This is a genomic window from Georgenia wutianyii, from assembly GCF_006349365.1.
Classification (GTDB): Bacteria; Actinomycetota; Actinomycetes; order Actinomycetales; family Actinomycetaceae; genus Oceanitalea; species Oceanitalea wutianyii.
The window spans coordinates 17974-31331 of the sequence record NZ_CP040899.1 but is presented as its reverse complement, the minus strand read 5'-3'; the positions used below and the strand labels follow the sequence as shown (position 1 = coordinate 31331).

Below are 13358 nucleotides of genomic sequence, written 5' to 3'. Positions count from 1 at the left end.
TCGAGACCCGCTCCGTGGCACCAGTCCCCCAGGGGAGGAAGCATGAGCGTCACGCACGGCGACCACGACGACCACCGCGGGGAGGTCCTCGGCGCCCCGACCGCGCACGCGGCGGTGGGGACCGCGCCCCACGACCACGGAGCGCACGAGGGCGACGGCGGGCACGAGGGCCCGAGCGGGCACGAGGGCCACAGCGGCCACGGCGACCACGTCGCCCAGTTCCGCCGGCTCTTCTGGATCATGCTCGTCCTGGCCGTCCCGACCACGCTGCTCAGCGGGTCCTTCGCCATGGTCCTGGGCTACCGGCTGCCCGACGTGCCGGGGCTGACGTGGGTCTCCCCCGTGCTCGGCACGGTCGTCTACCTGTGGGGCGGGCGGCCCTTCCTCACCGGTGCCGTCGCCGACGTCCGCCGCCGGCAGCCGGGGATGATGCTGCTCATCGGGCTCGCGATCACCGTCGCGTTCCTCTCCTCGTGGGCGGCCACGCTCGGGGTGGTCGACCCCTCCCTGGAGTTCTGGTGGGAGCTCGCCCTCCTCGTCGTCATCATGCTGCTCGGGCACTGGGTCGAGATGCGGTCCCTGGCCCGCACGTCCTCGGCGCTCGACTCCCTCGCCGCGCTCCTGCCCGACGAGGCGGAGCGGGTGAACGGCGAGGGCACCGTCGTCGTCGCCCCCGCGGACCTCGCGGTGGGCGACGTCGTGCTCGTGCGGCCCGGGGGACGGGTCCCCGCGGACGGCACGGTCCTCGACGGCGCCGCGGACGTCGACGAGTCGATGATCACCGGGGAGTCCGTCCCGGTCCGCCGCGGGCAGGGAGACCGAGTGGTCGCCGGGACGGTGGCCACCGACTCGGGCCTGCGGGTGCGGGTCGACGCCGTCGGGGAGGGCACGACGCTCGCCGGGATCCAGCGGCTGGTGAGGGCGGCGCAGAGCTCGGCCAGCCGGGCGCAGCGTCTGGCCGACCGCGCCGCGGGCTGGCTCTTCTGGTACGCGGTGGGGGTGGCGGCGCTCACCGCCGTCGCCTGGCTCGCCTGGGGCACGCCGCAGACCGCGCTCACGCGCGTCATCACCGTCCTCGTCATCGCCTGCCCCCACGCGCTCGGGCTGGCGATCCCGCTCGTCGTCTCCATCGCCACCGAGCGTGCCGCCCGCGGCGGGGTGCTCGTCACCGACCGGCTCGCGCTCGAGCGGATGCGGACGGTCGACACCGTCCTGCTCGACAAGACCGGCACCCTCACGACCGGCGAGCCGGCCCTCGCCGCCGTCCGGGCCACCCCCGGCGTCGGGGAGGAGGAGGTGCTCGCGCTGGCGGCGGCGGTCGAGGCGCCGAGCGAGCACCCGCTCGCCCGGGCGGTCGTCCGGGCCGCTGCCGGCCGCGGGCTCACCGTGCCGGACGCCGGGGCATTCCGGTCGACGCCCGGGGTCGGGGTGAGCGCCGTCGTCGGCGGCGCGCGGGTCGCGGTCGGTGGTCCGGCGCTCCTCGCCGAGCACGACGCCCGGCCGCTGCCCGCCGACCGGTCCGACGAGGGGCGGACCGTGCTCCACGTCCTGCGCGACGGTGAGCCGATCGGTGTCCTCACCCTCGCCGACGCCGTGCGCCCCGAGTCTCGGCAGGCGGTCGCCGGGCTGCGCGCGCTGGGGATCGAGGTCGCGATGATCACCGGTGACGCCGAGCCGGTGGCGCGCACGGTCGCCGCCGAGCTGGGCATCGACCGGGTGCTCGCCGGCGTGCGGCCCGAGCGCAAGAACGAGGAGGTCGCCGCGCTGCAGCGGGAGGGACGCACCGTCGCGATGGTCGGCGACGGCGTCAACGACGCGCCCGCGCTCGCCCAGGCGGACGTCGGCATCGCCATCGGGGCGGGGACCGACGTCGCGATCGGCTCGGCGGGCGTCGTCCTCGCGAGTGACGACCCCCGCTCGGTCCTGTCCGTCATCCACCTGTCCCGCGCGGCCTACCGCAAGATGACGCAGAACCTGTGGTGGGCGGCGGGCTACAACCTCGCCGCGGTCCCGCTCGCGGCGGGTGTGCTCGCGCCGGTCGGGTTCGTCATGCCGATGGCCGCCGGCGCGGTGCTCATGTCGTTGTCGACCGTCGTCGTCGCGGCCAACGCCCAGCTGCTGCGCCGCCTCGACCTGTCCCCGGAGGCGAGCATGCGGGCGCTCGGCGTGGCCGGGGACCGCTGAGCGTCAGGAGGGCACGCGGTCGGGCGGGAAGCCTCCGGTCGCGACCGGTCCCCAGCCGGTGATCGTGATCCGGATGAGCGACTTGCCCTGGCGTCGCATCGCGGCGCGGTAGTCCTCCCAGTCCGGGTGCTCGCCGGCGATGCACCGGTAGTAGTCGACGAGCGCATCCTCGGCCTCGGGCATGTCGAGCACCTCGGCGGTGCCGTCGACCTGCACCCACGCGTCGTCCCAGTCCTCGCCCAGCACGAGCACCGACGCCGCCGGGTCGCGCCGCAGGTTCACCGCCTTCGCGCGGTCGGGGTAGGTGGAGATGACGATCCGCCCGGACTCGTCGACGCCGCCGCTGACCGGCGAGAGCTGCGGGCGCCCGTCGGCGCGCCTGGTGAGCAGCACGTGGTGGTGGCGGGTGCGGAGGAACTCGAGGAGCTCCTCGCGGCTGACGCGGTCGGCGGTGGCGATGCGTGGCATGGGTGCATCGTAGGAGCGCCGGGCCGCGCGCGCCGGGGTGACGGCGCCGGCTCAGCGGGCGTCGCGGCCCACGCCGAGGACGAGCCCGAGCCCTCCGAGGAAGAACGCACCGAGGATCACGAGGAGCTCGAGGTCCTGCGGCTCCCGCGGGATCGACGCCTCGGGCGGCGGCGCGGGCGCCGCGGGCGCCGCCGCCGCGGACGCGGGCCCGGTCGCGGGCGCCGTGACGGCCGGGGCGCTCATCGGTTCTGACGGCGCCGCGGCGTCCAGGGTGAGCAGGGCCGGGGGCGCGGAGGGCTCGCCGGCAGGAGGCAGGGCGGACGGGGGCGTGCTCGGCTCGGGCTGCGGCTCGGGCTCGGGCTCCTCGACCGGGGGCGTGACCGCGTCGGTGAGGGCGAGCGTCACCACGTGCGTCCCGCCCGCACCTGGAAGCGGCTCGACCGGCAGCCCCTCGACCTCGAGCCGGTGACCGGCGGCAGCCGTCACGGTGAGCTCGAGGACCGCCGTGCCGTCGAGGTACGCGAGCGCCGGGAGGTGCACCCCCGGCGCGAGCACCTCCCCCGCCGCGTCGCGCACGACCTGCCCGGGCGCCTCCGGGACGTGGACGGCGTCCGCCTCGGTCCCGTCGGCGTCGAACGCCTCCGGGAGGACGAGCTCGGCCGCCGCCCGCGGGTCGATGACGTAGCGGACCGGCGCCGTGCCGCCGTCGTCGTCGGTGGCGAGGACGTGACCCTCGGCGGCGAGCGCGCCGAGGACGACGCCGGCTAGCTCCCGGCCCAGGCCCTCCGCGGTGATCTCGACGTGCCCCATCGGGTCGCCGGGGACGTGGCGCGCCGCACCCGCCGCGACGAGGTCGGCGACGGGCGTGCCGTCGACGAGCCACGTGACCCCGGGGTGGTCGGGCAGGAGGTAGCCCGCGCCGTCGTCGAGGTGGACGGGCGGCGGGAGGTGGACGACGACGGGAGCCACGGGTTCACCGGGCACCGGGCCGGGCTGCTCGACGGGTGGCGGCACCTCGCCGGACGGCTGTGCGGCCGCCGGTGCCGCCGGTGCCGCGACGCTCCCGAGGGCGAGCAGGACGCCCGCCGTCAGCGCCCGCAGGCGGCTCGTGGGGATGCGCATGGCGGCGTGGAGGTCCCGGGAGTCGGAGGCAGGGCGCGCGGACACGGCCCGTACCGACGATCGGCAGCGCGCCGTCGGAATCGAGGAGTTCGCGGAGGTTCAGCGTAGCCAGCCGGCCGCCGCCCGGAGCGCGACGCGCGCGGGCACGGAGGCGGGTGAGGTCAGGTCGGCTCGCCCACCCCTCCGCTGTGGACCACGCTGTCCGAGCCCGGGAAGAAGAGGGACTCGGCGCCGGTGTCCGACCACCGCACGAGGTAGGGCGGGGTCCCGCCCTGACCGTGGACGGCGAGGACCTCACCGTCGCGGGTGTGGCCGCCCACGTGCGTGGCGTTGACGACGATCCTGTCCCCCGGTTCGACGGGTGCCATGCCCCTCACCTCCGTCAGTGCCGGCCGCTGTACCGGCTCACCACCATGGTGGCCCCATCCCGCCCCCGGCGAAAGAGGAAGGCACCTGTTCCTCTGGGACGCCCCTTTGCGGGGTCTCAGGCGCGCTGCACGGGGTGTCCCCGGGGGTCCAGAGGGTGTCCCAGAGAGAAGGGCCGGGCGAGGTCGGCGGCGGCGCGGCGCGTTCTCTGGGACGCCCCTTTGCGGGTCCCGGGCGCGCTGCACGGGGTGTCTCCGGGGATCCAGGGGGTGTCCCAGAGGTGGTGGTGGGGGTCTCCGTCAGCCCGCGGGGACCCGCGGCCGGGCGTGCGGCTACGGGTCCTCCACCGGGCCGACCGGCGGACTCAGCGGCTGGCACAGCTCGTCTGGGACACCCTTCTGCGGCCGTGCGGCGCCGCGCAGGGGGCGTCCGCGGGCTGCGAGGGGCGTCCCAGAGGGATCACGGCGCGGGGGCGGCTCAGAGAACGACGAAGCGGCGGGCCCCTGGGGACCCGCCGCTCCTGCTGTGCGCGAGGGGGGAGTTGAACCCCCACGCCCTTTCGGGCACACGGACCTGAACCGTGCGCGTCTGCCTATTCCGCCACTCGCGCGTGTACAGCGAGGACGAGATTAGCACGGGGCTCGGGCCGGGGACGACGCCGCGGGGGGCAACGAGAGCGGGCTCACAGCCAGGGCCCTCGCGCGCCCCACCTGGCCGCCACGGGGCCGCCCCACCGGGTCTGCCGCGCCCCTACCTCCACGCCGATGCCTCGGGAACGATGCATGATCGTTACGATCAGGGTGGCTCAAGGGAGGAGGTGTCACGATGGGAGCTCTCGATCGCTTCGAGAAGAAGGTCGAGAACGCGGTCAACAGCGTCTTCGCGAAGGCGTTCCGCAGCGAGGTCAAGCCGGTGGAGATCGCCAGCGCGATCCGCCGCGCGATGGACGACCGCGCCGCCGCGGTCTCCCGCGGACGCACCGTCGTGCCCAACGAGTTCACCGTGCGGCTGAGCCCCGAGGACCGCGAGCGCGTCGACGCGTGGGGCGCCGACGCCCTCGCCGAGGAGATGGTCTCGGCGGCCACCGAGCACGCCGACAGCCAGCAGTACGCCTTCGTCGGCCCGGTCCGCGTCGTCTTCGAGACCGACGAGTCCGTGTCCACCGGCCGCCTCGACGTCGAGACCGCGACCGTCCGCGGCGCCGCCGCGCCCGCGACGTCCACCGCGGCCTCCACGCGCCACCCGATCATCGACATCGACGGTCAGCGCTACCTGCTCACCGGACCGGTCACCGTGCTCGGCCGCGGCACCGAGGCGGACATCGTCGTCGACGACTCCGGTGTCTCGCGCCGTCACCTCGAGCTGCGGGTCACCCCGCAGGGGACCGTCGCCACCGACCTCGGCTCGACCAACGGCACGTTCGTCGAGGGCCACCGCGTCCAGGCGGCAACCCTCCTGGACGGCAACACGATCACCATCGGCCGCACCCGGATCATGTTCTGGAACGGCGCGAGCGCCGAGGCAGGCCGATGACCGAGCTCGCCGTCACGCTCCTGCGCCTGAGCTACCTCGTGCTCCTGTGGGTCTTCGTCCTCAGCGCCCTCGCCGTGCTCCGCCAGGACATCTTCGGCACCCGCATCGTGCGCCGGGTCCGTGGCGCCGCCCGGTCACGCAAGCAGGCACGCCCCGCGGCCCCGCGCCCGGCGCGCAGCGCCCCCACCCGCCTCGTCGTCACCCAGGGCCCGCTCTCGGGCACGACCGTGCCGCTGGGCCCCTCGGCGATCATCATCGGCCGCTCCCCCGCCTCCACCCTCGTCCTCGACGACGACTACGCCTCCGGGCGGCACGCCCGCTTCTTCCCCCAGGACGGCTCGTGGTGGGTCGAGGACCTCGGCTCGACGAACGGCACGTTCGTCGGGGACCGTCGCCTCGCCCAGCCCGTCCAGCTCGCCACCGGCACGCCGGTGCGGGTGGGTCAGACCGTCATCGAGCTGCAGCGCTGAGCCCATGCCGCTGACCGTCAACTTCGCCGCCCGCTCCGACGTCGGGCTCGTGCGCTCGAGCAACCAGGACTCCGGCTACGCCGGGCCCCACCTCCTCGTGCTCGCCGACGGCATGGGCGGCCCCGCCGGCGGCGACATCGCCTCCTCCGTGGCCCTGGCCCACCTCGTCCACCTCGACGAGGAGCAGCCGGCGGCCGACGACCTCCTGCCGAGCCTGCGCGAGTCGGTCGCCGCCGCGCACGCCGACCTCGAGGAACGCGCCGAGGCCGACCCCGAGCTCGCCGGCCTGGGCACGACGTGCATCGCGGTCCTCCGCTCGGAGAACAAGATCGCCATGGTCCACATCGGCGACTCGCGTGCCTACCTCCTGCGCGACGGCGAGCTCACCCGGATCACCACCGACCACACCTTCGTCCAGCACCTCGTCGACATCGGCCGCCTCACCCCCGAGCAGGCCGAGCGCCACCCGCAGCGCTCGGTGCTCCTGCGGGTGCTCGGCGACACCGACGGCGACGTCATCCTCGACGAGTCGGTCCGCGAGGCGAAGGTCGGGGACCGCTGGCTGCTGTGCTCCGACGGCCTGTCCGGCGTGGTGAGCGCGGAGACCATCGCCGAGACCCTCACCCGCGTCGCCGACCCCGGCCGCTGCGCCGAGGAGCTCATCGACCTCGCCCTGCGCGGCGGCGGTCCGGACAACGTCACCTGCGTCATCGCCGACTTCCTCGACGCCGACGACCTCCCCGACGGCCTCGTCCCGGCGACCACCCCGCAGGTCGTCGGCGCCGCCGCCACCGACCGGCTGCGCGCCACGAGAGGCACCCCGGGCGCCGCCGGCCGCGCCGCAGCCCTGACCGCGCCCGCACCGCGGCCGGCCGAGGAGGACGAGGAGGACCAGCCCCGTCCGCGCCGCCGCTGGATCGGGGCCACCCTGCTCACGCTCCTCGTCCTCGCCGGCCTCGGTGCCGCGGCCTGGTTCGGCTACCGCTGGACCCAGGACCAGTACTACCTCGCGCCCGACGGCGAGGTCGTCGCCATCTACCGCGGCATCCCCCAGGAGCTCGGGCCGCTCACCCTCTCCGAGGTCCATGAGCGCACCGACCTGCGCCTGGACGACCTGCCCAGCTACGTCCAGGACCGCCTCGAGGCGACGATGACCGTCGACTCCCTCGAGGACGCCGAGACCCGCGTGCGCGAGCTGCGGGCAGACGTGCGCCGCCCCGCCGACGGCGCCACCCCCGCCCCCACCCCGACGAGCGTGCCCGGGGCCACGCAGGACGGGGCCTAGATGGCCATCGTCAGCCAGCAGGCAGGGCGCCCGGGCCGGTGGGTCGAGCTGGGGCTCCTCGCCCTCGCGATCGGCATCGGCCTGTACGCCTACGTGCAGGTGGGGCTGGCGACGACGGGCGAGGTCCCCAGCGGGGTCTTCACCCAGCTCGGGGTGCTCGTCGTCCTCGCCGTGCTCACGCACGTCGTCCTGCGGTGGCGAGCGCCCTACGCCGACCCTGTCATCCTGCCTACCGCCGTCGCCCTCAACGGCCTCGGGCTCGCGATGATCTACCGCATCGACCAGGCCGAGGGCACGTCCTTCGCCTCCCGCCAGGTCATGTGGACGATGCTCGGGGTGGCGGCCGCCGTCGCCGTCGTCGTGCTCCTGCGCGACCACCGGCAGCTGCGCCGCTACACCTACCTGTCGATGATCCTCGGCCTCGTCATGCTCCTCCTGCCGCTCGTGCCGGGGCTGGGCGCGACGATCAACGGCGCCCGGATCTGGATCTCGCTCGGGGGGCTGTCCTTCCAGCCCGCCGAGCTGGCCAAGGTGCTCCTCGCCATCTTCTTCGCCGGCTACCTCGTGACGAACCGCGACACCCTCGCCCTCGCCGGCCCGAAGGTGCTCGGCCTCCAGCTGCCCCGGGCCCGCGACCTCGGCCCGATCCTCCTCGCCTGGGGCGTCGCGCTCGTCGTCCTCGTCTTCCAGCGGGACCTCGGCACGGCGCTGCTCTTCTTCGCCCTGTTCGTCGCCATGCTCTACGTCGCCACCGAACGGCTGAGCTGGGTGCTCATCGGCCTGCTCCTCTTCGGCGGCGGGGCGGCGCTGGCCGCCGCCACCCTCGACCACGTCGGCGCCCGCTTCGACGTCTGGCTCAACGCCCTGGACCCCGACATCTACAACCGCGCGTTCGGCGGCTCCTACCAGGTGGTCCAGGGGCTGTTCGGGATGGCGTCGGGCGGCCTCATGGGCACCGGCTGGGGTCAGGGCCGGCCCGAGATCGTGCCCTACGCCCACTCCGACTTCATCATCGCCTCGCTCGCCGAGGAGCTCGGCCTCACCGGCCTGCTGGCGATCCTCCTCATGTACCTCGTCCTCGTCGAGCGCGGCATGCGGGCCGCCATCGGGGTGCGCGACGGCTTCGGCACGCTGCTCGCCTCGGGCCTGTCCTTCGTCGTCGCCTTCCAGTGCTTCGTCGTCGTCGGCGGGGTCACCCGGCTCATCCCGCTCACCGGCCTGACGATGCCGTTCCTCGCCCAGGGCGGCTCCTCCCTCGTCGTCAACTGGATGATCGTCGCGCTGCTCCTGCGCATCTCCGACGCCGCCCGCCGGCCCGCGGCGATGAGCGGCGAGCTGCCGATCCCGCCGCTCGACACCTCCGGGGAGGTCGCCGAGGTGACGTTCCGCCCGACCGGTGACGACGCCAACCCCACCGAGGTGGTGAGGCTCTCGTGAACACGCCAGTCCGCCGGCTCACGGTGGTGGCCGCGCTCATGTTCCTCGCGCTCATGGTCGCCGCCACGTCCGTCCAGTACGTCCAGGCGCCGTCGCTCAACGCCGACGGTCGCAACGTGCGCACCATCTACCGCGAGTTCGGGCAGGACCGGGGCCCGATCATCGTCGCCGGGGAGGCGATCGCCTCCTCGACGCCGGTCGACACCGACTACCGCTACCAGCGCTCCTACTCCCAGCCGTTCCTCTACGCGCACTCCACCGGCTACTTCGCCGCCGCGCTGAGCTCGATGACCGGCATGGAGCTCGCCGCCAACGACGTCCTCGGCGGCACCGCCGACTCCCTCGTCGTCCAGCGGCTCCAGGACCTCGTCACCGGGCGCCAGCCGCAGGGCGGGTCGGTCGAGCTCACCCTGGACCCGCGCGCCCAGCAGGCCGCCTGGGACGCGCTCGGGGACCAGCGCGGCGCCGTCGTCGCCCTCGACACCCGGACCGGGGCGATCCTCGCCATGGTCTCCAAGCCGAGCTACGACCCCAACGCCCTCGCCGTGCACTCCGGCTCGGCGGCGCAGGAGGCCTACGACGCCCTGGTCGCCGACCCCACCGAGCCCCTCGTCAACCGGGCGATCGGCGGGGACCTGTACGCGCCGGGCTCCTCCTTCAAGATCGTCGTCGCCGCGGCGGCCATCGAGGCCGACAACCTCGACGCCGACAGCCCGGTGCCCTCCCCCGCCCAGCTCCAGCTCCCGCAGTCGACGCGGGTCATCAACAACCCCGGCGGCATCCAGTGCACGCCCAACGACACAGCGCCGCTGCGCTACACGGTCGAGCAGTCGTGCAACACGACGTTCGCCCAGCTCGGCATGGACCTGGGCGCGGACGCCCTGCGGGAGCAGGCCGAGGCGTTCGGGTTCGGCCAGCCGCTGCGCATCCCGCTGCAGGTGACCCCCTCGAGCTTCCCCCAGGACATGGACGCCGCGCAGACCGCCCTGGCCTCCATCGGGCAGTTCGACGTGCGCGCCACGCCGCTGCAGATGGCGATGGTCTCCCAGGCCATCGCCAACGACGGGCGCCAGATGCAGCCCTACCTCGTGGCCACCGAGCGCAACGCCGACCTCGAGGTCGTCTCCACGACCGAGCCGACCGAGCTGCGCCAGTCGGTCACCCCGCGCACCGCCGGCGTGCTCACCGAGCTCATGACGAGCGTCGTCGCCAACGGCACCGGGCGGGCCGCCCAGCTGCCGGGCATCGCCGTCGCCGGCAAGACCGGCACCGCGCAGAGCGGGACGGACGCCCCGCCGCACGCGTGGTTCACGTCCTTCGCCCCCGCGGACGACCCGCGGGTGGCCGTCGCCGTGGTCGTGGAGAACGGTGGGTTCGAGGGGGACGTCGCCTCCGGCGGGACCACCGCCGCCCCGATCGCGCGGCAGGTGCTCGCCGCGCTGCTCCTGGAGTAGGCGTGCCGATCCGCACAGGACACCTCCTCAAGGGACGCTACGAGCTCACCGAGCGCATCGCCGTCGGCGGCATGGGCGAGGTGTGGCGCGGCCGTGACCGGCTGCTCGGGCGCACGGTCGCGGCCAAGGTGCTGCGCGAGGACCTCCTGGGGGACGAGGCCTCGCTCGACCGGCTGCGCGCCGAGGCGCGCAACGCCAGCGGCGTCGTGCACCCGAACGTCGCCGTCGTCCTCGACTACGGCGAGCAGGACGGCGGCGGGTTCCTCGTCATGGAGCACGTGCCCGGCGAGCCCCTGTCCCGCATCCTCGCCCGCGAGCGCACCCTGCCCCTGGACCGGCTGCTGCCGATCCTCCTCCAGTGCTGCCGCGGCCTGCAGGCGGTGCACGACGCCGGGGTGGTGCACCGCGACGTCAAGCCCTCCAACGTCCTGCTCACCCCGGACGGCACGGTCAAGCTCACCGACTTCGGCATCTCCGTCGCGACCGACCAGCCGGCGCTCACGGCGACCGGGATGGTCATGGGCACCGCCCAGTACCTGCCGCCCGAGCTCGCGATGGGCAGGCCGGCGCGGCCCGCCGGGGACCTCTACGCCCTCGGCGTCATCGCCTACGAGGCCATCGTCGGCCGCCGGCCCTACACCGGCACCACCCAGGTGGACATCGCGATGGCACACGTCACCTCCCCGCTGCCCCCGCTCCCCGACGACGTGCCGGCCCCGGTCCGCGAGCTCGTCACCGCGATGCTCGCCAAGGACCCCGCGGACCGGCCGCCGTCCGCCGCGGTGGTCGCCCGCCGCCTCGATGAGCTCGGGGAGGCCCCGCTCTCCCCTCCGACGCCCGCGCCCGCCGGCACGAGGAGGACGACGACGGCGCGCCCGCAGCGGGCTGCCTCGGCCACGCCCCCCGGGCGTCGTCGTGGACCCGCAGACCGCTGGCAACGACCCACGTGGGAGGACCTGGCCGCCGACCGCCGCTGGGTCGCCGCTCTCGCGGCAGGTGTCGTGCTCGCCCTCCTGCTCGCCCTGACCCTCGGTACCCTTGCCCTGGGCGGGGACGGTCGGGTGGGCAGTGCCCCCGACATGCGCCCAGCCGACCGACCGACAGTGAGGATCCCCTAGTGGTGGACGAAGTACCCAAGGTGCTCGCAGGACGTTACGAGGTCCGTGAGCTCATCGGCCGCGGGGGCATGGCCGAGGTCTACATCGGTTACGACAGCCGGCTCTCCCGGACGGTGGCGATCAAGGTGCTGCGGTCCGACCTCGCGCGCGACCCCACCTTCCAGGCGCGCTTCCGCCGCGAGGCGCAGGCCGCGGCGGCCCTCAACCACCCGGCGATCGTCTCGGTCTACGACACCGGCGAGGACGACGTCGTCACCGCGAGCGGTGAGCGCGCCCACGTCCCGTACATCGTCATGGAGTACGTCGAGGGCCACACGGTGCGCTCCCTGCTCAACGACGGCGCCGCGGTGCCGATCGACGAGGCCTGCGAGATCGTCATCGGGGTGCTCTCCGCGCTGGCCTACTCCCACCGGGAGGGCATCGTCCACCGGGACATCAAGCCCGGCAACGTCATGCTCACGCCCACCGGGCAGGTCAAGGTCATGGACTTCGGCATCGCCCGCGCGATGGCCGACTCCGCCGCGACGATGACCCAGACCCACGCCGTCGTCGGCACCGCCCAGTACCTCTCCCCGGAGCAGGCCCGCGGCGAGGTCGTCGACGCCCGCTCCGACATCTACTCCACCGGCTGCCTGCTCTTCGAGCTGCTCACCGGCCAGCCGCCCTTCAGCGGCGACTCCGCGGTGGCGGTGGCCTACCAGCACGTGCGCGAGATGCCCAAGACGCCGAGCCAGGTGGCCTCCGACATCCCCGAGGCGCTCGACCGGATCGTGCTCAAGTCGCTCGCCAAGGACCGCGAGGACCGCTACCCCGACGCCGACGCGATGCGGGCGGACCTCGAGGCCGCGGTGCGCGGCGGTGAGGTCAGCGCCCCGGCGGCGAGCACGTGGATCGCCGCCGCGGCCGCGGCAGACGCGACCTCCGTCATCGGCGCCGCCCCGTCCGCGACGCGGGCGATGCCGGCGCAGACCGGCTCCCGCGCGGCCGTGGCCGCCGAGGAGGACGAGGAGCCGAAGAAGCGCTCGCCCTGGTGGGTGTGGGTGCTCGTGCTCGTGGGCCTGCTGGCCGCCGCCGGCGTCACCTACCTCCTGCTCACCAACGACAACGACACCGAGCCCGACCCGCCCGCCGTCGTCACCGTCCCCGACCTCACCGGGATGGACCAGACGGCGGCCCGGCTCGCCGTCGAGGGCGAGGGACTCGTCTTCGCGATCGGGGACCCGGAGTTCTCCGCGGACATCGAGCCCGGGATCTTCGTCAGCTCCGACCCGGCGGTCGGCGCCGAGGTCGAGGAGGGGCAGACCGTCACGGTGCGCTTCTCCGCCGGTCCCGAGGCCGTCGAGATGCCCGACGTCGTGGGCCTGAGCCAGCGTCAGGCGCAGGACCAGCTCTCCGAGGACGAGCTGGGCATCAGCGTCCGGATCACCTACCGGCCGATCAACAGCCCGGACTACGAGGCCGACCGCGTCGCGCAGACCGAGCCGCCGGCCGGTGAGCCGGTCGAGCCGGGGGCGGAGGTCGTCCTCCACATCGCCACCGGCAACGTCGACGTCCCCGACGTCCGCGGCCAGACGATCGAGGCGGCGACCGAGGCGCTGCGCGCCCTCAACCTCACGGTGAGCGCCGTCGACCAGCCCTCGGGCGACTTCGACCCGGGTACGGTGCTCGACCAGGACCGCACCGGCCCGGTGCCGCGGTTCAGCACGATCGAGCTCACGGTGGCCGTCGAGGCCCCGACGCCGGTCCAGCCCACGCCGACCCCGACGCCGGCTCCCACCGAGGAGCCCGCGCCGAGCGAGAGCCCGACCACGGAGGAGCCGCCGCCGAGCGGCTCGGCCGAGCCCGGCCACCGGGCGGGCGAGGAGCTGTAGCCACAGACGCCGGAGCCCGGCACCGCGGAGGCGGTGCCGGGCTCCTGTCG

11 protein-coding genes and 1 tRNA gene are annotated in these 13358 nt (G+C 74.7%); 8 read left to right on the top strand and 4 right to left on the bottom strand.

Annotation, left to right across the window (positions count from 1 at the left end):
- Positions 1-42: 42 nt before the first annotated feature.
- Entirely contained in the window at positions 43-2184 is a 2142-nt protein-coding gene (locus FE251_RS00160) for a heavy metal translocating P-type ATPase (RefSeq protein ID WP_139947334.1), read from the top strand.
- 3 nt (positions 2185-2187) lie between these two features.
- On the opposite strand, the gene FE251_RS00155 is transcribed toward FE251_RS00160, so the two are convergent.
- The 4 genes from FE251_RS00155 to FE251_RS00140 form a co-directional block, all read right to left on the bottom strand.
- Positions 2188-2652, bottom strand: coding sequence for a PPOX class F420-dependent oxidoreductase (locus FE251_RS00155; RefSeq protein WP_139072231.1), 465 nt, complete (start codon positions 2650-2652; stop codon positions 2188-2190).
- Between the two features lie 51 nt (positions 2653-2703).
- The gene (locus FE251_RS00150; RefSeq protein ID WP_139947333.1) at positions 2704-3819 is read right to left on the bottom strand and encodes a hypothetical protein; all 1116 of its coding nucleotides are present in this window, start codon (positions 3817-3819) and stop codon (positions 2704-2706) included.
- A gap of 116 nt (positions 3820-3935) precedes the next feature.
- Positions 3936-4142 carry a DUF1918 domain-containing protein gene (locus FE251_RS00145; RefSeq protein WP_139072233.1) on the bottom strand — a complete coding sequence of 69 codons (207 nt, stop codon included), beginning with the start codon at positions 4140-4142 and terminating at the stop codon, positions 3936-3938.
- Positions 4143-4666: 524 nt separating this feature from the next.
- A tRNA-Leu gene (locus FE251_RS00140) sits at positions 4667-4750 on the bottom strand.
- A gap of 215 nt (positions 4751-4965) precedes the next feature.
- On the opposite strand from FE251_RS00140, the gene FE251_RS00135 reads away from it, so the two are divergent.
- From FE251_RS00135 to pknB, 7 genes are read left to right on the top strand one after another with little or no spacing between them, the layout of a single operon-like run.
- Complete coding sequence (locus FE251_RS00135) at positions 4966-5673, top strand: FhaA domain-containing protein (RefSeq protein WP_139072234.1); 708 nt, start codon at positions 4966-4968, stop codon at positions 5671-5673.
- Positions 5670-6143, top strand: coding sequence for an FHA domain-containing protein FhaB/FipA (locus FE251_RS00130; protein ID WP_139072235.1), 474 nt, complete (start codon positions 5670-5672; stop codon positions 6141-6143). The genes FE251_RS00135 and FE251_RS00130 overlap by 4 nt, the downstream gene beginning before the upstream one ends.
- Positions 6144-6147: 4 nt before the next feature.
- Complete coding sequence (locus FE251_RS00125; protein ID WP_139072236.1) at positions 6148-7428, top strand: PP2C family protein-serine/threonine phosphatase; 1281 nt, start codon at positions 6148-6150, stop codon at positions 7426-7428.
- Positions 7429-8865, top strand: a complete 1437-nt coding sequence (locus tag FE251_RS00120) for an FtsW/RodA/SpoVE family cell cycle protein (protein ID WP_139072237.1) — start codon at positions 7429-7431, stop codon at positions 8863-8865.
- Positions 8862-10319, top strand: coding sequence for a peptidoglycan D,D-transpeptidase FtsI family protein (locus FE251_RS00115; protein WP_139072238.1), 1458 nt, complete (start codon positions 8862-8864; stop codon positions 10317-10319). Before FE251_RS00120 ends, FE251_RS00115 begins: the two co-directional genes overlap by 4 nt.
- Positions 10320-10321: 2 nt before the next feature.
- Positions 10322-11437, top strand: a complete 1116-nt coding sequence (locus FE251_RS00110; protein ID WP_230976474.1) for a serine/threonine-protein kinase — start codon at positions 10322-10324, stop codon at positions 11435-11437.
- Between the two features lie 2 nt (positions 11438-11439).
- A complete protein-coding gene (gene pknB, locus FE251_RS00105; RefSeq protein ID WP_139072239.1) occupies positions 11440-13308 on the top strand; it encodes a Stk1 family PASTA domain-containing Ser/Thr kinase in 1869 nt (622 codons plus the stop codon).
- Positions 13309-13358: the final 50 nt, after the last annotated feature.

Coding starts and splice junctions, on each gene's coding strand:
- FE251_RS00155 (WP_139072231.1), bottom strand. CDS start 2,652: ATGCCACGCATCGCCACCGCCGACCGCGTCAGCCGCGAGGAGCTCCTC.
- FE251_RS00125 (WP_139072236.1), top strand. CDS start 6,148: ATGCCGCTGACCGTCAACTTCGCCGCCCGCTCCGACGTCGGGCTCGTG.
- FE251_RS00135 (WP_139072234.1), top strand. CDS start 4,966: ATGGGAGCTCTCGATCGCTTCGAGAAGAAGGTCGAGAACGCGGTCAAC.
- FE251_RS00130 (WP_139072235.1), top strand. CDS start 5,670: ATGACCGAGCTCGCCGTCACGCTCCTGCGCCTGAGCTACCTCGTGCTC.
- FE251_RS00120 (WP_139072237.1), top strand. CDS start 7,429: ATGGCCATCGTCAGCCAGCAGGCAGGGCGCCCGGGCCGGTGGGTCGAG.
- FE251_RS00160 (WP_139947334.1), top strand. CDS start 43: ATGAGCGTCACGCACGGCGACCACGACGACCACCGCGGGGAGGTCCTC.
- FE251_RS00145 (WP_139072233.1), bottom strand. CDS start 4,142: ATGGCACCCGTCGAACCGGGGGACAGGATCGTCGTCAACGCCACGCAC.